This window comes from Microbacterium sp. LMC-P-041, from assembly GCF_030209555.1.
Classification (GTDB): Bacteria; Actinomycetota; Actinomycetes; order Actinomycetales; family Microbacteriaceae; genus Microbacterium.
On record NZ_JARVRV010000006.1, the window covers coordinates 113,235 to 134,817 of the forward strand.

19 protein-coding genes and 1 tRNA gene are annotated in these 21,583 nt (G+C 68.7%); 17 read left to right on the plus strand and 3 right to left on the minus strand.

Annotated features, from left to right (window positions below; genetic code table 11):
• Positions 1-24: 24 nt before the first annotated feature.
• A complete protein-coding gene (gene radA, locus QRN21_RS13345; protein WP_285364454.1) occupies positions 25-1,392 on the minus strand; it encodes a DNA repair protein RadA in 1,368 nt (455 codons plus the stop codon).
• Positions 1,393-1,492: 100 nt separating this feature from the next.
• Here radA and QRN21_RS13350 point away from each other — a divergent pair, with 100 nt between their 5' ends.
• The 5 genes from QRN21_RS13350 to cydC all read left to right on the plus strand — a co-directional run bounded on the left by QRN21_RS13350 (position 1,493) and on the right by cydC (position 8,163).
• Entirely contained in the window at positions 1,493-2,173 is a 681-nt protein-coding gene (locus tag QRN21_RS13350) for an ArsR family transcriptional regulator (RefSeq protein ID WP_053097728.1), read from the plus strand.
• 93 nt (positions 2,174-2,266) lie between these two features.
• The gene (locus QRN21_RS13355) at positions 2,267-3,682 is read left to right on the plus strand and encodes a cytochrome ubiquinol oxidase subunit I (protein ID WP_042539936.1); all 1,416 of its coding nucleotides are present in this window, start codon (positions 2,267-2,269) and stop codon (positions 3,680-3,682) included.
• A 14-nt stretch (positions 3,683-3,696) separates the two neighbouring features.
• Complete coding sequence (gene cydB, locus QRN21_RS13360; RefSeq protein WP_072591877.1) at positions 3,697-4,719, plus strand: cytochrome d ubiquinol oxidase subunit II; 1,023 nt, start codon at positions 3,697-3,699, stop codon at positions 4,717-4,719.
• Between the two features lie 106 nt (positions 4,720-4,825).
• Positions 4,826-6,493: a thiol reductant ABC exporter subunit CydD gene (gene cydD, locus QRN21_RS13365; RefSeq protein WP_285364459.1), complete on the plus strand. Its 1,668-nt coding sequence runs from the start codon at positions 4,826-4,828 to the stop codon at positions 6,491-6,493.
• Positions 6,490-8,163 (plus strand): thiol reductant ABC exporter subunit CydC, encoded by a 1,674-nt coding sequence (gene cydC, locus QRN21_RS13370; protein ID WP_285364461.1) that lies wholly within the window; start codon positions 6,490-6,492, stop codon positions 8,161-8,163. The genes cydD and cydC overlap by 4 nt, the downstream gene beginning before the upstream one ends.
• 291 nt (positions 8,164-8,454) lie before the next feature.
• Here the strand turns inward: cydC and QRN21_RS13375 are convergent, their stop codons facing one another.
• Positions 8,455-9,231, minus strand: a complete 777-nt coding sequence (locus tag QRN21_RS13375) for a hypothetical protein (protein WP_056279334.1) — start codon at positions 9,229-9,231, stop codon at positions 8,455-8,457.
• A 146-nt stretch (positions 9,232-9,377) separates the two neighbouring features.
• Here QRN21_RS13375 and QRN21_RS13380 point away from each other — a divergent pair.
• From QRN21_RS13380 to QRN21_RS13390, 3 genes are all read left to right on the plus strand, one after another.
• Positions 9,378-9,467, plus strand: a tRNA-Ser gene (locus tag QRN21_RS13380).
• A gap of 410 nt (positions 9,468-9,877) precedes the next feature.
• Positions 9,878-10,375, plus strand: a complete 498-nt coding sequence (locus QRN21_RS13385) for a hypothetical protein (protein WP_285364463.1) — start codon at positions 9,878-9,880, stop codon at positions 10,373-10,375.
• Between the two features lie 476 nt (positions 10,376-10,851).
• Positions 10,852-12,204: an MFS transporter gene (locus QRN21_RS13390; protein WP_285364464.1), complete on the plus strand. Its 1,353-nt coding sequence runs from the start codon at positions 10,852-10,854 to the stop codon at positions 12,202-12,204.
• Positions 12,205-12,284: 80 nt separating this feature from the next.
• Here QRN21_RS13390 and QRN21_RS13395 read toward each other — a convergent pair whose 3' ends face one another.
• Positions 12,285-13,295: a LacI family DNA-binding transcriptional regulator gene (locus QRN21_RS13395; RefSeq protein WP_285364466.1), complete on the minus strand. Its 1,011-nt coding sequence runs from the start codon at positions 13,293-13,295 to the stop codon at positions 12,285-12,287.
• Between the two features lie 221 nt (positions 13,296-13,516).
• On the opposite strand from QRN21_RS13395, the gene QRN21_RS13400 reads away from it, so the two are divergent.
• From QRN21_RS13400 to QRN21_RS13440, 9 genes are read left to right on the plus strand one after another with little or no spacing between them, the layout of a single operon-like run.
• Positions 13,517-14,287: a LamB/YcsF family protein gene (locus QRN21_RS13400; protein WP_285364467.1), complete on the plus strand. Its 771-nt coding sequence runs from the start codon at positions 13,517-13,519 to the stop codon at positions 14,285-14,287.
• A gap of 9 nt (positions 14,288-14,296) precedes the next feature.
• The gene (locus QRN21_RS13405) at positions 14,297-15,007 is read left to right on the plus strand and encodes a 5-oxoprolinase subunit B family protein (RefSeq protein WP_285364468.1); all 711 of its coding nucleotides are present in this window, start codon (positions 14,297-14,299) and stop codon (positions 15,005-15,007) included.
• The gene (locus tag QRN21_RS13410) at positions 15,004-16,002 is read left to right on the plus strand and encodes a 5-oxoprolinase subunit C family protein (protein ID WP_285364469.1); all 999 of its coding nucleotides are present in this window, start codon (positions 15,004-15,006) and stop codon (positions 16,000-16,002) included. Before QRN21_RS13405 ends, QRN21_RS13410 begins: the two co-directional genes overlap by 4 nt.
• On the plus strand, positions 15,999-16,769 hold the full coding sequence (locus QRN21_RS13415; RefSeq protein ID WP_285364470.1) for an SDR family oxidoreductase: 771 nt from the start codon (positions 15,999-16,001) through the stop codon (positions 16,767-16,769). Before QRN21_RS13410 ends, QRN21_RS13415 begins: the two co-directional genes overlap by 4 nt.
• 10 nt (positions 16,770-16,779) lie before the next feature.
• Positions 16,780-17,466 carry a 4-carboxy-4-hydroxy-2-oxoadipate aldolase/oxaloacetate decarboxylase gene (locus tag QRN21_RS13420; RefSeq protein WP_285364471.1) on the plus strand — a complete coding sequence of 229 codons (687 nt, stop codon included), beginning with the start codon at positions 16,780-16,782 and terminating at the stop codon, positions 17,464-17,466.
• Entirely contained in the window at positions 17,463-18,686 is a 1,224-nt protein-coding gene (locus QRN21_RS13425) for an aspartate transaminase (RefSeq protein WP_285364474.1), read from the plus strand. The genes QRN21_RS13420 and QRN21_RS13425 overlap by 4 nt, the downstream gene beginning before the upstream one ends.
• Positions 18,683-19,732 carry a D-2-hydroxyacid dehydrogenase gene (locus QRN21_RS13430; RefSeq protein WP_285364475.1) on the plus strand — a complete coding sequence of 350 codons (1,050 nt, stop codon included), beginning with the start codon at positions 18,683-18,685 and terminating at the stop codon, positions 19,730-19,732. Before QRN21_RS13425 ends, QRN21_RS13430 begins: the two co-directional genes overlap by 4 nt.
• 15 nt (positions 19,733-19,747) lie before the next feature.
• Complete coding sequence (locus QRN21_RS13435) at positions 19,748-20,515, plus strand: glucose 1-dehydrogenase (protein ID WP_285364477.1); 768 nt, start codon at positions 19,748-19,750, stop codon at positions 20,513-20,515.
• Positions 20,515-21,558 (plus strand): zinc-binding dehydrogenase, encoded by a 1,044-nt coding sequence (locus tag QRN21_RS13440; protein WP_285364479.1) that lies wholly within the window; start codon positions 20,515-20,517, stop codon positions 21,556-21,558. The genes QRN21_RS13435 and QRN21_RS13440 overlap by 1 nt, the downstream gene beginning before the upstream one ends.
• The last annotated feature ends 25 nt before the right edge of the window (positions 21,559-21,583 follow it).

Below are 21,583 nucleotides of genomic sequence, written 5' to 3' on the forward strand. Positions count from 1 at the left end.
GGACAGGCGCTCATCGCCGCGGGCTCAGAACGGCGGGATGTCGGCTTCGCTGCGCCTGCTCGTGTTCCGCGCACGCACGTCGTTGAGCGCCGCACGCAGCGTCTTCGAGCGGTCGTCGACCACCTGGTCGTAGCCGAGCCGCGACGCCTCGGACCGACGCTGCGCCGACTGGGTGACGGGGCGGATCTCGCCGGCGAGGCTGAGTTCTCCGACGGCGGCGACCGTGCGAGGCACCGAGATCTGCTGGATCGACCCCGCCACGGCGATCGCGATCGCGAGGTCGGCCGCAGGCTCGGTGAAACGCACCCCGCCGACGGTCGAGACGTAGACGTCGAGGTTGCTCGTCTTGATCCCGGCGCGGCGTTCGAGGATCGCGAGCACCATCGCCACACGCGACGAGTCGAGTCCGTGTACCACTCGACGGGGATTCGGAGCGGTGGTGGTGATCGTCAGCGCCTGCACCTCGACCGGCAGCGCCCTGCGGCCCTCGAGCGAGATCGCGACGCAGGTTCCCGGCTCGGTGGCACCCTGCGAGAGGAAGAGACCGGACGGGTCGGGCACCTCGGAGATGCCCGCACCCGTCATCTCGAAGCAGCCGACCTCGTCGGTGGGACCGAAGCGGTTCTTCAGCGCGCGGATGAAACGCAGCGATGTCTGACGGTCGCCCTCGAAGTGGCAGACGACGTCGACGAGATGCTCGAGCACGCGCGGCCCGGCGACGGTGCCGTCTTTCGTCACGTGCCCGACGAGGATGACGGGCAGCCCGCGGTCCTTCGCGACGCGGATCAGCGTGGCCGCCACTTCTCGGACCTGGCTCGGCTGACCGGCCGCGCCGTCGATGAGCGACGACGAGACGGTCTGCACCGAGTCGACGATCACGAGCTGCGGGGCGACCTCGTCGATGTGGCCGAGGATCGTCGCGAGGTCGGTCTCGCTCGCCAGGTAGAGCTCGTCGTGCAGCGCGCCTGTGCGCTCGGCGCGCAGGCGCACCTGCGCCGGAGACTCCTCGGCGCTCGCATAGAGCACCCGACGGCCGGAGCGGGCGGCTTGAGCGGCGACCTCGAGCAGCAGCGTCGACTTGCCCACACCGGGTTCTCCGCTGAGCAGGATCGCCGCGCCGGGAACGATGCCCCCGCCGAGCACGCGGTCGAACTCGCCGACCCCGCTCGTGCGACGTGGAGCGTCTTCGGTGGTGATCTGCGTGATGGGTCGCGCGGCCTTCGCCGCGGTCGGCGCGAGCGGCGTGATCCGGCTCAGGATGCCCGTCTGGGTGCCCTGCTCCTGCACGGTTCCCCACTGCTGGCACTCGGCGCAGCGACCCACCCACTTGGCGGTCGTCCACCCGCATTCGGTGCAGACGTACGCAGGAGCAGCGGGTTTTCGGGTGGCCATGCAGCCAGGCTATCGCCGAGATCAGACATCCCTATCGCCTGGGGCATTATTCACGGCCGAACCACCCCATGGCGCCGAGCCCCCGCGGGATACTGGATCCATGGCCAACGGCGGGCCCGTCTGCGGGCCGATCTCGACCTTCTCGCGAGTGCAGATCCTGCACGCGCTGTTCGAAGGCGGCCCCCGCATCGATGGCGACGCCGAGCACGACGGCGGACCCGTGCGGACCCGCGGGGAGCGCACGATCGGCGAGCTGTGCGAGGCCACCGGCCTGCATCCCAACACGGTTCGCGAGCACCTGCAGCGCCTCATCGAAGGCGGCTACGTCATCCAGGCCAGTGAGCGCCGCACGACTCGCGGCCGTCCGCGCACGCTGTACAGCGCAGTGACCGGTGCGGCGGATGCCTCGAGTCCCATCGCCCGCGACAAGGCGAAGGCGGCCGCCGTCCGCGGCGATCTGCTGCGTCGGGTCCTGCCTGCGTCGGCATCCTCTCTCGGTCGCGATGCGACCTACCAGCTGGACGCCCTGATCGAACACTTGGAGGAGAGCGGCTTCGAGCCCGTCGTCGATGACGAGCAGCTCACCGTCGATCTCAGCCCGTGCCCGCATGCCGCGGGTCGCGCCGAAGACCGTCCGATGCTGTGCTCCGTGCACCTCGGCCTCATGCAGGGGGTGCTCACCGAAGCCGGTGGGCCGCTCGCCGCCGAGGCCGTTCGCACCTCCGCCCTGCCGGCGGACTGCACCGTGCAGCTGCGTCTGACGGAGATGTCCGCCGCCTAGGCGCGCATCTGCCTTATTCACGGTCGGCGGCCCATCGGGGGCGGCAGGCCCGTCGTTAGCGTGGCACCCAGGGCACGGAAGAAGGAGTGGCTCATGGAATGGTTGGACCCGCTGGTCCTGTCTCGATGGCAGTTCGGTCTCACGACCGTCTATCACTACCTGTTCGTGCCGCTGACGATCGGCATGGCGCTCGTCGCCGCGATCTTCCAGACCGCGTGGGTGCGCACCGGCAAGGTGCAGTACCTGCACCTCACCCGGTTCTTCGGCAAGATCTTCCTCATCAACTTCGCCATGGGCGTCGTGACGGGCATCGTGCAGGAGTTCCAGTTCGGCATGAACTGGTCGGACTACTCGCGCTTCGTCGGCGACGTCTTCGGCGCCCCGCTCGCGTTCGAGGGGCTGCTCGCCTTCTTCTTCGAGGCCACGTTCATCGGCCTCTGGATCTTCGGATGGGACAAGCTGCCGCAGAAGCTGCACCTCGCCACGATCTGGTGCGTCTCGATCGGCAGCATCCTCTCGGCGTACTTCATCATCGCCGCGAACGCCTTCATGCAGAACCCGGTCGGGTACGTCTTCAACCCCGAGACCAACCGCGCCGAGCTCACCGACTTCTGGGCGCTGCTGACCAACCCGGTCGCGCTCGCCGCCTTCCCGCACACCATCTTCGGCGCGCTGATGTTCGCCGCCGGCGTCGTGATCTCGGTCTCGGCCTGGCACCTGGCACGCGGACAGCACTTCGACACCATGCGCATCTCGCTGAAGTTCGGCCTGTGGGCGATGATCGTCTCGACCGCCGGTGTCGTGCTCACGGGTGACCAGCTGGGCCTTGCGATGTACGCCGCGCAGCCGATGAAGATGGCGGCCGCCGAGGCGACCTTCAACACGGTGTGCGGGCCGGATGCCTCCTTCAGCCTCTTCACGCTGGGCACCCCAGACGGCAGCTCCGAGCTGTTCTCGATCCGCGTGCCGTACCTGCTGTCGCTGCTGTCGACCCACACGTTCGACGCGTGCGTGCACGGCATCAACGACCTCAACGCCGAGTACGCCACCACCTTCGCCGACACCGGACTCACCGAGTTCGCTCCGATCCTCTGGGTCACGTACTGGGCGTTCCGCTGGATGATCGGCCTCGGCATGGCCGCCGCCCTCGTCGCCGTGGTCGGCCTCTGGGTCACCCGCAAGGGCGCCAAGAACCCGCCGGCGCCGTGGATGTGGAAGCTCGCGATCTGGTCGTTCCCGCTCGCGCTCGTCGCCAACATCATGGGCTGGGTCTTCACCGAGATGGGCAGGCAGCCCTGGATCGTCTTCGGACTCATGACCACGCAGGACGGCGTCTCGCCGGGCGTCAGCGGGGTCGAGGTGCTGATCTCGCTGATCGCCTTCACCGCGATCTACGCCGCGCTCGCCGTGGTCGAGATCCGCCTCATCATCCGTGCGGCCCAGAAGGGTCCGGACACCGAAGAGCAGCCCCACGAGGAGACGGCCCAGCTGCCGTCCGTCGTGTACTGAGAAAGGGATCAGTCATGGAATACATGTGGTTCTGGATCGTCGCCTTCCTCTTCGTCGGCTACTTCGTGCTCGACGGGTTCGACTTCGGCGTGGGCATGTCGCTGCCGTTCCTCGGCAAGAACGACGTCTCGCGTCGTCAGGTGATCAATACGATCGGCCCGATCTGGGATCTCAACGAGACCTGGGTCATCGTCGCCGGCGCGTGCCTGTTCGCGTCGTTCCCCGAGTGGTACGCGACGCTGTTCAGCGGGTTCTACCTGCCGCTGCTGCTGATCCTGCTCGCGCTGATCCTGCGCGGGGTGTCGTTCGAGTACCGGCACCAGCGTGAGGGCGCTCAGTGGAAGCGCGGCTTCGACCGGATGATCGTGATCGGCTCCGCCGTGCCCGCGCTGCTGTGGGGTGTCGCGTTCGGCAACATCGTGCAGGGCGTGGCGATCGACGAGAACCACATCTACGTGGGCGGGTTCTTCGCACTGCTGAACCCCTATTCGCTGCTCGTCGGCGTCACGACGCTGCTGCTGTTCTTCCTGCACGGCGTGCTGTTCGTCTCGCTCAAGACCGACGGACAGGTGCACTCAGACGCTCGTCGTCTGGTCAAGCTCGCCGCCGGCCCGACGGTGCTCGCCGCCGCTGGCACCGTGCTCTGGACGATCGGAATCGCCTGGGATCGCGAGTCTCCGCTCATGCTGATGGTCATCGGATGCGGGCTCGTCGCGGCGCTCGCCCTGATCGCGTCGGTGCTCTTCTCGATGCGCGGACGTGACGGACGGGCCTTCACGGCGGGCGCCGTCACCGTGGCATCCGCTGTCGTGATGCTGTTCGCGGCGCTGTTCCCCTACGTGATGCCGTCGACGATCGACCCGGCCTTCAGCCTCACGATCGAGAACGCCTCGAGCACGCCGTATACGCTGACGATCATGAGCTGGACCGCCTTGATCGCCCTGCCGCTGGTGCTCGCGTACCAGACCTGGACGTATTGGATCTTCCGCAAGCGCGTCACCCGCAGCTCGATCGAGGGGGCTCCGGCGCACGCGTGAGACACGACTTCTGCTCCGGTCGCAGTTCGCGCCGCCTCTCTGATCGGGGAGCGGCACGAACTGCGACCGGAGCGACCTGTCGGGCCCTCGCTGCGGAGATGGCGCGATGAAGCCGGTCGACATCCGGCTGCTGCGGTATGCGAGCGCCGCCCGCGGATTCCTGCTGCTCTCCGGCTCGATCGGGGTCGCGCAGACCGCGGTGACCATCGCGTTCGCGTGGATGCTGACGGATGCCGTCACCGGCGCGCTCGCCGGGCGCGATGTCGCCACCTCGCTGCTGTGGCTGCTCGGTCTCGCGGGACTTCGGGGCGTGCTGATCGCGGTCTCGGACGCCGCCGGAACCCGTGCTGCGGCGAAGAGCGGGATGCAGCTGCGCACGGCACTGATCGCGGCAGTCGGTCGCCTCGGGCCGGGGTGGCTCGCCCAGCGCAACCAGGCGGGGCTCGCCGTGACGGCGGGGCATGGGCTCGAAGCGCTCGACGCGTACTTCGCCCGATACATCCCGCAGCTCGTGCTCACGGTCATCGCGACGCCGGTGCTGGTGGCGGTCATGTGGTGGCAGGACTGGCCGAGCGGGCTCACCGCGATCATCACGCTGCCGCTCATCCCGCTCTTCCTGATCCTGATCGGCATCGCGACCCGCACGGTGCAGCGCACGCAGTGGCAGACGCTGCAGCGGCTCGCCGCGCGCTTCGCCGACACCGTGCAGGGCCTCTCGACGCTGCGCCTCTTCGGACGTGAGCGCCGCGCCGCTGCGCAGATCGAGCAGACGGCCGACGACTACCGCCGCGAGACCATGAAGGTGCTGCGGTTCTCGTTCCTGTCGGGGTTCGCGATGGAGCTGCTGGCCTCGCTCGCGGTGGCGCTGATCGCCGTGGCGGTGGGCTTCCGGCTGCTCTCGGGTGACCTGTCGCTCGAGGTCGGGCTGTTCGTGCTGCTGCTCGCGCCCGAGGCGTTCCTGCCGATCCGCCAGGTGGGCGTGCAGTTCCATGCGGCAGCCGAGGGGGTTGCGGCGACCGAGGATGTGTTCGAGGTACTCGACGCGGCCGGGGCTCGGGAGGTCGGCGTTCACAATTCAGCACGGAACCGTGGCACGGTGTCGGGAGAAGAGCTGAGCGCTGGTTTTGGCCGTGTTCATGCTGAATTGCGAACGGGCGACGCGCGAGACCTCGTCGTCTCCGGTCTGCGCGTGCGCGATCTGCCGCCGGTCTCGTTCACAGCCGAGCCGGGAACCATCACGCTGATCGAGGGGCCGAGCGGCGCAGGCAAGTCGAGTCTGCTCGCGGCTCTGCGCGGTGCCGTCGAGTTCGAAGGCTCGGCTGCGGTCGCCGGAGTCGATGTGCGAGGTCGCGCGCCGTCGGAGTGGCTGGCCTGGAGCGGACAGCGCCCTCAGCTGAGTCGCGGCACGATCGCCGCGAATGTGGCGCTGGGGGATCCGGCACCGGATGCCGACGGCATCCGCCGTGCCCTGGATGAGGCGTGCGCGAACGACCTCGACCCTGCGCTCGAGCTGGGTGTGCAGGGCAGCGGGCTCTCGGGCGGACAGGCGCAGCGGGTCGCGGTCGCGCGGGCGCTGTATCGCCAGGCGCAGCGCCCCGACGCCGTGCTGGCGCTCGATGAACCGTCCAGTGCCTTGGACCCGGAGACCGAGCAGCGTCTGTGGAACTCACTGCGTGCGAGGGCGGATGCCGGGGCGACGGTGCTGCTCGTCTCGCACCGCCGGTCGGCACGGGACGTGGCCGATCAGGTCGTCGAACTGGGGGTGGGCGTGTGAGCGGCGCCAGCTCCGCCGCGCGTGTGCGCGGCATCCTGCGTCTCGCGCAACCGCCGCTTCGTCGCTTCCTCCCGGGCGCGATCTGGGGCTTCCTGTCGGCGGGGGCCGCGGTGAGCCTGCTCGCAGTGAGCGGCTGGCTCATCGTCAGCGCCTCGATCGTCGACTCGCTCGTGCCGCTGTCGATCGCCGTGGTGGGCGTGCGGTTCTTCGCGGTCTCGCGCGCCGTCACCCGCTATCTCGAGCGGCTGAGCGGACACGACGCGGCGCTGCGGCAGCTCGCGTCGACCCGCGCCGACATGGTGCGGCGGCTGACTCCGCTGTCGCCTGCCGGACTCGGACGCACCGACCGCGGGCGGGTGCTGTCGGCTCTGGTCGACGACGTCGAGAATCTGCAGAACCTGCCGCTGCGCGTGGTTCAGCCGCTCGCGGTGGCGGGGCTCGTGGCGCTCGGTGCAGTGGGGTTCCTCGCGTTCGTGTCGCTACCGGCTGCCCTGACCCTGGCCGCCTGCCTGGTGATCGCCGCAGCCGCGGCGATCGGACTCGGGTGGCTGTTCGGGTCGCGCGCCGAGGCCGCTGTCTCGCGTCGTCGAGGCGACCTGTCGGCGGCGCTCACCGACTACTTCGGCTCGCTCGACGTGCTGCTCACCTACGGAGCAGAGCCGCAGGCCCGCGAGCGGGTGCGGCAGGCGGATGCCGAGCTCCGCCGCGCCGTCGGCACAGCGTCGCTGGCACAGGCGATCGCAGCCGGCGTCGTGTCGGCGGTCGCGGGCGCGGCGTCGGTCTGGGCGCTGGCTGTCGCGGCTCCCGGGCTGACGACCGGGGCGATCGACGGACCCTGGCTCGCCGTGGCCGTGCTCGTTCCCATGGTCGTGTTCGAGGTCTTCGGCGCCGTGCCGATCGCCGCGGCATCCTGGCGCAGCGTGCGTTCGAGCGCCGAGCGCATCGACGACGTGCTTCCTTCCGAGGTGCCCTCCGAGTTGCGGTCCGACGATGGTGACGATGCCGAGATCGACGGCGTTCCCGCGCTGCGGCTGCGAGGCGTACGGGCGTGGTGGCCGGGCGGGGCGCCCGCGCTGCGCGGAGTCGATCTCGATCTGCATCCGGGCGAGCGTGTGCTCGTGTCGGGACCGAGCGGTGCGGGGAAGAGCTCGCTGGCCGCAGCGCTCGTCGGATTCCTGCGGGTCGAGGGTGAGTATTCCGTCGGCGGCATGGATGCATCGGCGCTCTCGGGTCCTGCGCTACGCCGCACGATCGGGCTGTGCGAGCAGAGTCCGCAGCTGTTCGACGAGGACATCCGGCAGAATCTGCTGTTCGCCCGTGACTCGGCGACCGACGACGAGCTGCTCGCCGTGCTCGACAGAGTCGGACTCGGCTCGTGGGTGCGCGAGCGTGGGGGACTGGATGCGCGAGTCGGCGACCGTGGTGGCCTCGTGTCGGGCGGTCAGGCGCAGCGCATCGCCCTGGCTCGAGCTCTGCTGCGCGGCTTCCCGGTGCTCGTGCTCGACGAGCCGACGGCGGGAGTCGACCCGGACGCATCCGATGCTCTGCTGCGTGATCTGCTGCAGGCGGCGGGGGAGCAGTCGGTACTGCTGATCTCGCATGTCGCTCCACCTGCGGGAACCGTTGACCGGGTCGTCAGGTTGGAAGACGGGCGCACGGTTTCGGGGTGAGTCGGGGGCCGTCGTCCCCGTCCGTGGGGCTGGCGTGCTGGCACAAGATCGGATGATGGGGGCGCCGCGCCGTGGCATCCGTCGTCCCGTCCGGTGTGTCGGTCTCGGGGTCCGAAGGTGTGCTCGCTGCGGCGGCGAAGTTCTCCGTGCATAGCGTCCGTTTGCTGGACCTGGGCATGGATGCCGGGTCGAGAACCGGGCTCTGGTCCTGCAGACGTGCTTCGGCCCTGCAGACGGTCAGTCGACGGAGTGGGCGGACGCTACCGGGGCGGGGCGCTCCGGGATCGCGAATCAGACGTTGAGGTCTGCGCGCGGCTCCATCACGATGCCCTGGGCCTCGAAGACGCGGCGGCGCTCTTCGATGCGGCGGTGCAGCTCGATCTGTGCGTCGTCGACGAGCTGCGGCTCGAGCGCGACGGTGGCCGGGCGCGGGTCGCCGTGGTTGGCCTCGATGTAGGCGTCGAGCTCGGGACCCGACGTCCATGACGTGATCAGGGCGTAGCGCGGGGCGGTGCCCCGGTGCCAGACCGCGTGCCAGAAGCGCTGGGTGTCGACGATGATGCGGGAGCCCTCGCGCAGCGGCAGGCGGATCTCGGTCGCGGGGTCGAACCGGTCGGAGCGCAGCAGGAGCAGCGAGTCGGTGTCGTCGGAGAGGTTGTAGTAGCCGCGCACGACCCAGCCGGTGCCGTCTTCGTTGAGGCGGTTGTTGTCGTCCTGGTGCAGGTTGTAGACGGCATCCGCGTACTCGTTGGGCTGCAGCTCGATGACGCGGCATCGGCCCACTCCGGCACCTGGTTCGAGGGCGCGCCGCTGCAGGGTCGGGGCGATCGCGACCTGCGATTCGATCCAGACGCCGTCCTTGTCGGTGCGGGGCGGGGTGTGGTTCCAGAAGCCGTTGCACTCGATCGCGCCGGCATAGCTCGCGAGCGGCGCGAAGCGGGTGACGCCGGATGAGCGCCAGCCGATGTACTCGAGATCGAGCCACTCGGCGGGGTCGGATGCCTGGTCATGGTCATCGAGCACGACATAGCCGGTCTCTGCCAGTGCCTCTGATGTGATGAAGCCCATTGCGTCCCCTCCGTGCCGATGCCTTAGGCCATCCTAACCAGGCGGCTCGATGGCCGACGGGGAGCGCAACCGGACAAAAGCCCGCACCGGTACTCGCCTGACTGCTCGATTCGCGCCGTGGCGCGGGTTGTCGTAAGCTAGTCCGCGGTGACGTGTCCGAGCGGCCGAAGGTGCAACACTCGAAATGTTGTGTAGGTTAATCCCTACCGTGGGTTCAAATCCCACCGTCACCGCCACCACGAAGGCCCCGACTCCCGGTGATTTGACCGGGAAGCGGGGCCTTCGTCTTGCACGAGCCCTGACGGCGCTAACCCAGCGGTAACGCGAGCCAAATCGTGGTTGTCGCCGCTGATCGACTCAGTGGGGTCGGCACCATCGCGACGAACATGCCGGACAGCACCCCGAACGTGGTGTATTCCGCCGTGCCTGCATCGGTCGCCCCGGGGTCGCTCATGCTCTTCAGTGTGCACGACCGTTCCTCAGCGGACCAGGGCGCCGAGTGGACGCAGATGATGAAGTCTCGCGATCAACCGCATGATTCGTACGGCGGCTCGTCGAGGTCGTCACCGTCACTGCCCAGATGATGTCGGTTCCGGTCATGTAGGTCACGGGATTCCCAGATGCCTGGGAGTCATAGTGTGGAGCGATGGACACTCGCATCCGCGCCCTCACGGTCGTTCCGGTCTGTCTGGTCGTTCTTGCCTCTGTGGTCACCGGCTGTACTTCGAGCGCAGCGCCGGAGCCGGTCGCACCAGAAACGACATCCGCATCGACGCCATCGGCGACGACAGCGCCTCCCGCGGGAGGATTCGCGTATCCCGATAAGACAGACCCCACTCAGGTGGCCATCGCTCTCAAGTACGGGGAAGGCAACGACCCCTCGGGCGAGATCATCGCGGGCCCCGCCGCGCTCGTCGAGGACCGACAGTTCACCATCGAGGGGCGGTGCGAGGGAGACGGCGTCGGGTTCGAAGTGGTGACCGCCGATGCCGAGAGGCGGGTACTCGCCGAGGGGGACTTCAGATGCGACGATCCGCCGACCGGCGAGTTCTCGTATCGGCTGCCGTACGCCGGTGTGGTGCAGGTGAACCTCCTGGATGCTGATGACGTCGATCGGGCATGGGTGCGCGTCGTTCAGCCCTGAGCCTCTTCAGCGGGGCGGCGTGGGCTCGGGAAAGTAATGCACCTCTGTGGGCTCGCCTTCGGTGTGCGCCCGCGCGGTCGCCTGGATCTCACGGTCGCGACCGGTCAGTCTCTGGGTCTGCTCGACAATCGTCGGAAGGCCGGCAGCCGGCGGTCCGTTACGCGGTCGAGCAGCCTCAGCCCCACGCATCCATCGACGGCCCAGCCGAGCAGTCGCGTGAGCTGGATCGTCGCTCTGGCAAATCGCGTGGCACGGATCGGTGAGAAGGAGTACTTCGCATCGAGAATTCCGCGGCTGCCTCGCGAGAATATGGCAAATCTGTGGCACATTGCTTGCTCGCCCGCCATGTCGATACCTACAGTTCGAGCAAGCGAGCGAGACCGCCGCCCACGAGAACCCGACCAGCGGTACCGCACAGCGGACGACGGCGAATATCCCGATCGCCACACCGCTGCGGAACCGCCGATGGAGGCGACATGACGACCACTTCTGTACCCAAGAAGACGCCCGCCAAGGCGGCGATCGCGTCCTGGATCGGCACGACGCTGGAGTACTACGACTTCGCGGTCTACGGCACTGCCGCGGCGCTCGTGCTCAACCAGCTGTTCTTCCCGCCGGAGCTGCCCGAAGGCATCCGCGTGCTGCTGAGTATGGCGACCCTCGCCGTGGGGTATGTCGTGCGCCCGCTGGGGGCCTTCATCCTCGGCCCGCTCGCTGACCGCTTCGGCCGCAAGTTCGTGATGATGCTGACGCTCTTCGGCATCGGCATCTGCACGTTCATCATCGGCTGCCTGCCGACGTTCGAACAGGTCGGCGTCCTCGCTCCGATCCTGCTGGTGGTGATCCGCATCATCCAAGGCCTGTCGGTGTCGGGTGAGCAGGCGAGCGCGATCTCGATGAGCCTCGAGCATGCCCCAGACAACCGCCGAGGATTCACCACGAGCTTCGTGACGAGCGGATCCGCCTCCGGTGGTCTACTGGCGACTGCGGTGTTCATCCCGTTCGCCGCGCTGCCTCAGGAAGACCTGCTCGGCTGGGCCTGGCGCATCCCGTTCTGGCTCTCGGCCGTCGTGGTCGTGGTCGCGTACCTGATCCGTCGCAACCTCGAGGAGCCGCCGTCGTTCGTCGAGACCCAGGCGATCAAGGTGCAGCTCGCGCCGATCAAGCAGGTCACCCGCTTCCACTGGGTCGCGATCATCCGAGTCGCCGCCTGCGCCATGATCGCCGGCGTCAGCTACCTGTTCGCCACGTTCTCGGTCGCGTTCGCCACGACCGGATACGGACTCGACAAGGCGACCATGCTGTGGGTGCCGGTGCTGGCAAGCCTTCTCGCTCTGCTCTACACGCCGCTCGCCGGATACGTCTCCGACCTCATAGGTCGCAAGACCGTCTTCATCGTCGGGGCGGTCGGTGCGGGCCTGACCACCGTGCCCTACCTCTGGGCGATCACACAGGGCAACTGGCCGTTGATCTTCGTGCTCGGCATCCTGTGCAACGGCTTCTTCTACTCCACCGCGAACGCGGCCTGGCCGGCCTTCTTCGCCGAGATGTTCCCGAACCGGGTGCGCGTCTCTGGCCTCGCCGTCGGCACGCAGATCGGCTTCGCGATCGCCGGAGCGATCGGCCCTGTCGCCTCGACGGCGCTCGCTGGAGAGGATCTGCAGAACTGGATCGGACCGGCCTTCCTCGGCATCGGTCTGATGCTCATCGCGGTGATCGCGGCGCTGACCGCCACCGAGACCCGGCGCTACACGCTCGACGAGGTCGACGACGTGCAGCAGACGCAGAAGGAGAAGGATGCCGTCACGGCGTCGATCCTGATCCCGTAACACCGACCACCGTGAAGGACCCCGGATGCTGACGGCATCCGGGGTCCTTTGCCTGTCTGGCTCCTGCGCCGCCGCCGGTGTCAGCTCCGCAGCGGGCCCGTCGAGGACCGCACGGTCAGGTGCGCCGAGATGTGGTCGATGCGGTCGGAGCGGTCGCGTGAGGAGAACCGGCCGATGAGCATGTCGACGGCGGCGCGGCCGGCGCTCTCGCCGGGCGAGGTGACCGTGGTGAGAGGCGGATGCGAGAACGAGGAGCCGAAGATGTCGTCGCACCCGACCACGCTGAGGTCGTCGGGGATCGAGACGCCGAGCTGCCGGAAGCGATCGAGCGCTCCGATCGCCAGCACGTCGTTGAAGAAGATGCAGGCAGTGGCGCGGGTGAGCACGACGGCATCGGCAGCTGCCGCCCCGTTCGCGAGCGTCGGCTGATATCGACCGACCGTGATGAGGTCGACGCCGCTTTCGTCGGCGGCTGCGGTGATCGCATCGAATCGCGTGTGGTCGGTCCATGACCCGTGAGGTCCACGGACGTACGCGATGCGCGTGTGGCCGAGCGAGTTCAGATAAAGCACGGCCTGGGCGAGCCCCGCCGGGGTGTCGATCACCACGCCGGACAGCCCGGGGGCTGCCCTGTTGATCATCACGGTCGGTGCGATCTGCGAGATGGCGCGCAGCGCCTCGTCGTCGATCCGAGGGGACGACACGACGATTCCGTCGACCGTTCGTGCCATCTCCCGCAGCCACTGCTCTTCCATCGGGAGCGACTCCTCGGTGCTGACGAGCAGATGCAGATAGCTGGCTGCGCGGATCTGCGCCTGCGCGCCGCGCGTCACGTCGAGGTTGAACGGGTTGGTGAGGTTCGGGAGGACGAGTGCGATGGTGCCGCGGGCGAGACGGTTCTCGGCGGCGGGGAGGAGCGCCGAGGTGTAGCCCATCTCCTGCGCCTTGCTCGTGATGCGTTCGTACATCGCCGGGCTCACCCGGTTCGGATTCGACAGGGCGCGCGACACCGTCGACGGTGCGACGCCGAGAGCCTCGGCGATCTCGGTGAGAGTGACGCGACGCTGGACTCGGCGTGCGGGAACGACCATGGGTTTCCTCCTGCGGATGCGCGTGTCGACGACACTACCGAACAGGCGCCGTCGGGGAAAGGCAAATGGCAAGGAATTTGCCAAAGTGAGGACGCCGATACCCCGCAAATACAGGAACTTAGCGAGATTTTCGGCACGTAAGTGGCATGAGTTGAGGACTCCTGATGTCGTCCGTCCTAGCCTGATTCCCACAGCGGAATCGATGAGGAGAGGAGCTGGCGATGACACGCAGGATCGATCTGGTCGCAGATCTCGGCGAGGGCTTCGGACCATGGCGGATGGGCGATGACGCGGCTCTTCTCGACATCCTCACCTCGGCGAACATCGCCTGCGGCTTCCACGCGGGCGACTCCCAGATCATGGACGAGACGGTGCGTGCTTGCGTGCAGCGCGGTGTCGGAATCGGCGCACATCCGTCGTTCCCCGACCTGCAGGGCTTCGGGCGGCGCGAGATGGCGTTGACGGCCGACGAGGTGCGCACCGACGTCCTCTACCAGTTCGGTGCACTGCAGGCCTTCGCGGCATTCCATGGCACGACGGTGACTCACATCGCCCCGCACGGGCGTCTCGGCAACCTCGTCGCGGTGCGCGAGGACTACGCGGAGGCCGTCGCCACTGCGGCGCAGCGCATCGACCCCGAGCTCATCGTCCTCGCGCAGGACGGCAGACTCGCCGACGCCGCGCGGGCGGCCGGGCTCCGCGTCGGCATCGTCGGCATCGCCGATCGGGCGTACGAGGATGACGGCACTCTGGTGCCCCGGACCGAGCCGGGTGCCGTGATCCACGGCGGCGAGGAGATCCGGCGCCGCACGGTGCGGATGGTCGTCGACGGAGTGATCGAGAGCCGCAACGGCGTGCTGATCCCGGTCGCGTGCGACACGGTGCTCGTGCACGGCGACACCGCGGGTGCGGTGGATCTCGCTCGCGAGATCCGCGAAGGCCTCGAAGCGGCCGGCGTCGAGATCGCGCCCCTCTCGGACTGGCTGGAGTGAGGAGTCGCCATGTCAGAGGCATCCGTCGTCATCTCATCCAGCGGCAACTCCGCGCTGCGCGTGGTCAGCGTCCTGGCCGACCGCGAGGCGGGGTGGCGTCTCGTCCATCACCTCGCGCGCTTCGTCGACGCGGCGCACGTGCCCGGTGTCGAGTGCGTGATCCCCACCTATGACGCCGCATTGATCGAGATCGATCCGGCGGAGGTGTCGCTCGACCGACTCGGCGACTACCTCGCCCATGTGATCGAGGGACTCGACCACGATCGTCCGCTCACCGACACCCCGCGCACGTTCGACGTGCCCGTGCTGTACGACCTCGACGGCGAGCTCGACCTGCAGACGGTCGCCGCGGCGCAGAGTCTCAGCGCGGAGGAGATCGTGCGTCTGCACAGCGAGCCCACCTACGTCGTGCGGTGTCTCGGCGCTCCCGGTGGGTCGCCGATGCTCGACGGTCCTCCCTTCCCGAACCCGGTGCCGCGCCTCGCGAGTCCCCGCGCGCATGTCCCGCAGGGCGTCGTCTCGGTCGCCGGCCGTCAGGCGACGATCACCCCCGCCGCAGCACCTGGCGGATGGCCGCTGATCGGACGCACGCCCCTGACGGTCCTCGATCTCGATGCCGAGCCTTTCGTGCCCTACGAGCCGGGTGACCTCATCCGGTTCACTCCCATCGGCCCCGAGGAGTACGAGTCGCTGCTCGGAACGCGGATGGTGGCGCGATGAGCGCCGGCATCCTGACCATCGTCGAGGCCGGCTCCACGCAGGTCACGGATCTCGGACGCCGACGAGGCCCACGATACGGCGTGCCGGTGAACGGCGCCCTCGACCAGCGATCGGCGCGGATCGCGAACATCCTCGTCGGCAACCCCGAGAACGCGGCGCTGCTCGAGATCACGGCGCTCGACCTCGAGTTCGTCCCCGACATCGACATCCTGATCGCGGTCACCGGCGCCGACGGCCATCTCACGATCGACGGGGTCGGACGCCCCTGCGGCCAGCCGGTGTCGGTGCGGGCGGGGGAGTCCGTTGCGCTTCGGCAGCTGCAGGGGGGCCTGCGCGCCTACCTCGCTGTGCGAGGCTCCTTCGAGGTGCCGCTGCTGCTCGGCAGCTGTGCACCCGACTCGGTTCTCGGGTTCGGCGGTCGGCTCTCGGCGGGCTCGTCGCTCGCCCTTCGCCACGAGACCTCGCCATTCTTCAACGACCACTTCACCGCAGAGCTGTACAGCCTCGACGTGCCGCGGATCCCCGCAGGGTTCGTCGTCGACGTCACGGACGGCCCCGACATCGACGACTTCGCAGGCACGGCGGATCGCCTCTTCGAGCAGCCGTACCTCGTCACCCCGACGAGCAACCACATCGGACTGCGGATGACGGGGCCCCTGCCCGAACGCATCAGCCGCGGCGAGGTGCTCTCCCGGGGAGTTCCGGTGGGGGCGGTCGAGGTGCCGCCCGGAGACGAGCTGCTCGTCCTGCACCGGGGCCGTGGGGTCACCGCCGGATACCCCGTGCTCGCCGTCGTGACCTCGAGTTCGCTCGACGTGCTCGCCCAGGTGCGCCCGGGCCAGAGGCTGCGGTTCCGCCGCGTCTCGTCGGCGGAGGCCGCTGCGCGCACCCGTGCCGACCTCGTCGCCCTCGATGCTCTCCGTCTTCGTGTCGGAGCCGTGTTCGCGGCTCTCGACGCGCTCTCCCTGTCAACCACCGGAAGGACCCTGCTATGACTTTCTCCGACTACGAAGTAGCCGTCGTCACCGGCGCCACCAGCGGCGTCGGGCGAGGGGCGATCGACCTCTTCCTCTCGAAGGGGCTCACCGTCCACGCGATCGCGCGCGACGAGAAGCGGCTCTCAGAGCTCGCAGAGAGGGGGGTCATCGCCCACGCACTGGATGTGCGGGACACGGATGCCCTCACCCGTGCGCTCGACGGTGTGGAGGCCGACATCGTGCTGAACAGCGCAGGTGTCAGCCGCGCGGGCAACCTCCTGAGCTCCTCCGCCGAGGATCTGGACGACCTGGTCGAGGTGAACCTCACCGCGGTGATGCAGATCCTGCGTCTGCTGTACCCCGGGATGGTGGAGCGGGATCGCGGCCATGTGCTGAACATCTCCTCGATCGCCGGGCACTACAACTTCTTCGGCCACACCGCCTATCACGCGACCAAGGCGGCCGTTCATCAGCTCTCGCGTCAGCTCCGCAACGACGCACTGGGCAAGCGGGTGCGGGTCACCGAGCTCAGCCCCGGCCGCATCGAGACCGAGATCTTCTCACGCAACCTCGGTGGAACCCCCGAGACGGATGCCGAGGCCTGGGCGACCTACTACGAGGGCTTCGAGTCGCTCACCGTCGACGACGTCGTCTCGGCGATCGAGTTCGCGGTCGACGCGCCGTCGCACGTCAACATCGGACTCGTCGAGCTGATGCCCACCTTCCAGGTGCCGGGAGGTCTCACCTTCGACCGCCGCGACGCCGCACTCCAGGCTGCAGAGTAAGGACACCACCATGGTTCACGTCACCACCCGTATCGAGCGCGCCGACGCCGCCGACATCGCCCGCCTCGGCGAGTTCACCGCCGCGACCATCCACGAGGCACAGGGCCGCCGCGGCGCCCTGAATGCGAACATCAAGCCCATCGACCGCGACACGTCGTTCGTCGGCTCGGCCTTCACGGTCGTGTGCGCTCCGCGGGACAACCTCATGCTCCAGGTCGCCATCCACTACGCGCAGCCGGGAGACGTGCTCATCGTATCGGCGGGCGAGTTCGCCGAGGCGGGCATGTTCGGCGATGTGCTCGGCAACGCCTGCAAGGCGAAGGGCATCGCGGCTCTCGTGACCGATGCCGGGGTGCGTGACACGCAGGAGCTGCGCGAGCTCGGACTCCCGGTCTTCTCGGGGAGCGTGTCGATCAAGGGCACGGTGAAGGAGACCCTCGGCGCCCTCAACCAGCCCGTCGTCTTCGCCGGCGAGATCATCCACCCAGGCGACATCGTCAAGGGAGACGCCGACGGCGTCGTCGTCGTCCGGCGGGAGGAGGCGCGGGAGGCCGCCGAGCTGTCGGCCGCCCGGGATGCCCACGAGGCCGAACTGATCACGAAGTACTGGGCCGGCGGCACCACGATCGAGCTCTGCAACCTCTCCGAGGTGCTGAAGGCGAAGGGTCTCACGTCCGACATCGAGGACCCGTCATGACCGACGTGATCGCGTCGTCGTTCCGCGCGGCGGAGCGCCTCGGCCGTATCAAGCCCTCGCCGAGCACCGCCGCGGCGGCGCGGGTGCGCGAGCTGAAGTCGCAGGGGCGCCGCATCCTCGACCTGACCGTCGGCGAGCCGGACTTCGACACTCCCGAGCACATCAAGCAGGCGGCGATCGCCGCGATCGACGCGGGCGAGACGAAGTACACCCCAGTCAACGGCACGCCGCGCCTTCGCCAGGCGATCCGCGGGTCGCTGCTGCGCACGCACGGGATCGAGTACTCCGACGCCGAGATCACGGTCGGCGGCGGCGGCAAGCAGGTCATCTTCCTCGCGTTGATGGCGACGGTGGATGCCGGTGATGAAGTCCTCATCCCGGCGCCCTACTGGGTGTCGTACCCCGACATGGTGCGTGCGAACGAGGGCACACCCGTCATCGTCGAGACCTCTGCGCACAACGGCTACAAACTCAGCGCGGCGGAACTGGAGTCCGCGATCACGGAACGCACGACGTGGCTGATCCTGAACAGCCCCGGCAACCCGAGCGGTGCGATCCATACAGAGGATGAGCTCGCAGCTCTCGCCGACGTGCTGCGTCGCCACCCGCACGTCTCAGTGCTGTCGGACGAGATCTACAGCGAGATCTCGTTCGGCGGTGCGCCCGCTCCGAGCCTCGCCGCCGTCGCACCCGACCTGCGTCACCGGGTGCTCGTGGTCTCGGGCGTATCCAAGTCATACGCCATGACCGGCTGGCGCCTGGGCTATGCGGTGGGCGACCCCGCGCTCGTCGGTGCGATCAACACGCTGCAGTCGCAGACCTCGTCGTGCCCGTCGTCGATCAGCCAGGCCGCTGCAGCCGCCGCACTGGAGGGCCCGCAGGACTTCATCGCCGAGTCCGTGCCGGTGTACCGTGCCCGCCGCGATGCGGCCGTCGCCGGTCTCCAGGGCATCGACGGGGTGATGCCGCTCGTCCCGGACGGAGCCTTCTACCTCTATGTCGACTGCGCAGGCCTGATCGGCCGTACCACGGTCGACGGCACGGTGCTGGAGGACGACCAGGACGTGACGCTGTATCTGCTCGATCACGCGGGCGTCGCCGTGATCCAGGGGTCGGCCTACGGTCGTTCGCCCTTCTTCCGGATCTCGTTCGCCACCGATCTCGACACGATCGACGCCGCCGTCGCCGAGATCGCCGCTGCTGTGGAGGCGCTGCGATGAGGGCACGTCTCCGCGCGGTCGTCGCTGCTCCTCTCGCGCCGGAACTGTGCGAGCTGCTCACGACGAGAGAGCCGCGCATCGACCTGATCGTCGATCAGACGCTGCTGCCGCCGATGCGGCATCCGGCCGACTTCTCCGGTGACCCGTCGTTCCGACGGACGCCTGCGCAGCAGTCGGCGTATGAGCAGCTTGTCGACTCGGCCGACGCGCTGTACGGCATCCCCGATGTCGACCCGTCGGCACTCGCGCGCACCATCCGGATGAATCCCTCGCTGCGCTGGGTGCACACGATGGCGGCCGGTGGTGGCGGCCAGGTGAAGGCCGCCGCACTCAGCGAAGAGGAACTCGACCGCGTCGTCTTCACGACGTCGGCGGGCGTGCATGGCGACGCGCTCGCCGAGTTCGCAGTCTTCGGCGTCTTCGCCGGAGCGAAGCATCTGCCGCGCCTCGTGAAGCAGCAGCAAGATCGGGTATGGAGCGGTCGCTGGCTGATGTCGCAGGTGTCGGAGCAGACCGTGCTCGTGCTCGGCCTCGGCGGCATCGGGTCATCGGTCGCCCAGAAGCTGTCGGCCGTGGGCGCGACCGTGATCGGCACGTCGCGCAGCGGTGCGTCAGTACCCGGAGTCTCGCGAACCGTCCGCCCCGATGACGTCGCCTCGGTGCTCTCCGAGGTGGACGCCGTCGTCACCACGCTTCCCGGTACGGATGCGACCCACCACTTCGTCGATCGGCGATTCCTCGCCGCGCTGCGTCCGGGGGCGACTCTGGTCAACGTCGGTCGAGGGACGGTCGTCGACGAGGCGGCGCTGCTTGATGCCCTGGAATCAGGGGTCATCGGGTTCGCCGCACTCGACGTGTTCGAGGTCGAGCCGTTGCCCGACGAGAGCCCCCTGTGGGGTCACCCTCGGGTGCTGGTCAGCCCGCACACCGCTGCGCTCGACGCGCGGGAGGATCGCCGCATCGCCGAGCTCTTCGCCGACAACGCCACCCGGTTCCTCGATGGGGCTGCGCTGCGCAATGTCGTCGACACCGTCGAGTACTACTGACCCATCGGAGAGATCATGACCAACCCGTTCGACCTCACCGGAAGGCGCGCGCTCGTCACCGGCTCCAGCCGTGGCATCGGCCATGCCATAGCACGTTCGCTGCTCGAGGCAGGCGCGCACGTCATCGTCCACGGCCGCGACATCGCCGTCGTGGAGGGTGCGGTTGCGGCGTTCGGCCGGGAATTCGGGGCGGACGCCGCGTCCGCAGCCGCGTTCGACATCACCGAGGAGGAGTCGGTGATCACCGGCATCCGCGCGATCGAGGCCGACGGGCAGATCGACATCCTCGTGAACAATGCCGGCATGCAGCATCGGGAGCCGCTGCTCGACGTGAGCCTCGAGAACTGGGAGCGAGTCATCCGTACCGACCTGACGAGCGCCTTCCTCGTCGGCCGGACCGCGGCGCGGGCGATGGTCGAGCGCGGAGGCGGTGCGATCGTCAACATCTGCTCGGTGCAGACCGATCTCGCCCGTCCGACGATCGGGGCGTACACCGCAGCCAAGGGCGGCCTGCGCAACCTCACCAAGGCCATGACGGCTGAGTGGGCGGCAAGCGGCGTACGGGTCAACGGCGTCGCTCCCGGCTATATCCGCACGGAACTCACCCAGCCTCTCGTCGATGATCCGACATTCAACGAGTGGGTGCTCGGGCGCACCCCGGTGGGGCGCTGGGGAGAGCCGGAGGACATCGGAGGCGCCGTGATCTGGCTGGCATCCGACGCATCCCGATTCGTGACCGGACAGGTCGTCTTCGTCGACGGCGGAATGACGGCGGTGGTGTGATGGCGGCCGTTCCGCACGCGATCGTGATCCACGCGGCCGGCGACCTCCGCGTCGAGGAGATCGCCGAGCCCCTGCCGGCATCTGACGAGGCCGTGATCGACATCGTCTACGGAGGCATCTGCGGCTCTGATCTGCACTACTGGACGCATGGTGCCGCCGGGGAGTCGATCCTGCGCGCCCCCATGGTGCTCGGCCACGAGGTAGTGGGGGTCGTCAGCCGCGCTGCGGCCGACGGCAGCGGGCCCTGGGAGGGCACGCGCGTCGCCGTGCACCCGGCCACTCCGGCGACCGAGTACGTACGTCACCCCGCGCACCGACCGAACATCGCGGGCGGCGGCTACCTGGGGTCCGCCGCCCGGTTCCCGCACCGTGACGGGGCGTTCGCGCAGCGAGTGGCGATGCCGACAGGAATGCTCCGGGCGCTCCCCGAGACGGTGGATCTGCAGGAAGCGGCGTTGATCGAGCCCGCCAGCGTCGCCTGGCATGCAGTGAACCGTATCGGCGATGTCACCGACCTCTCGGCGCTGGTCGTGGGGTGCGGTCCGATCGGGCTCCTCGCGATCGCCGTGCTCCGGGCGCGCGGCGTGCGCCACATCACCGCCATCGACCTGCATGACCGGCCGCTGAAGGTCGCGAAGGAGCTGGGGGCGGATGTCCTGCTGAAGCAGCCCGATGAGGCAGACGTCTCGGCGATCGATGCCGACGTCGTGGTCGAGTCATCGGGAAGTCATCGCGGTCTCGACACGGCGATCCGTGCGGCGACCCGCGGAGGCGCAGTCGCCATGGTCGGGCTGCTGCCGAGCGGGCCGCAGCCCGTGCAGGTCGCGCTGGCGATCGCCAAAGAACTCGATCTCCTCGGCTCGTTCCGCTTCAACGACGAGATCGACGAGGTCATCGAGGCGCTCGCCCAGAAGAGGCTTCGGATCGCCCCGGTGATCAGCCATGTGGAGCCTTGGCGATCGGCCGAAGCGGCCTTCGCGATCGCGGCGGATCCGACGCAGTCCAGCAAGGTCCTTCTGAAGTTCGGACGTGCTCCGTCCTAGGCGCTCCCCGTTCGGTCGCCGCCGG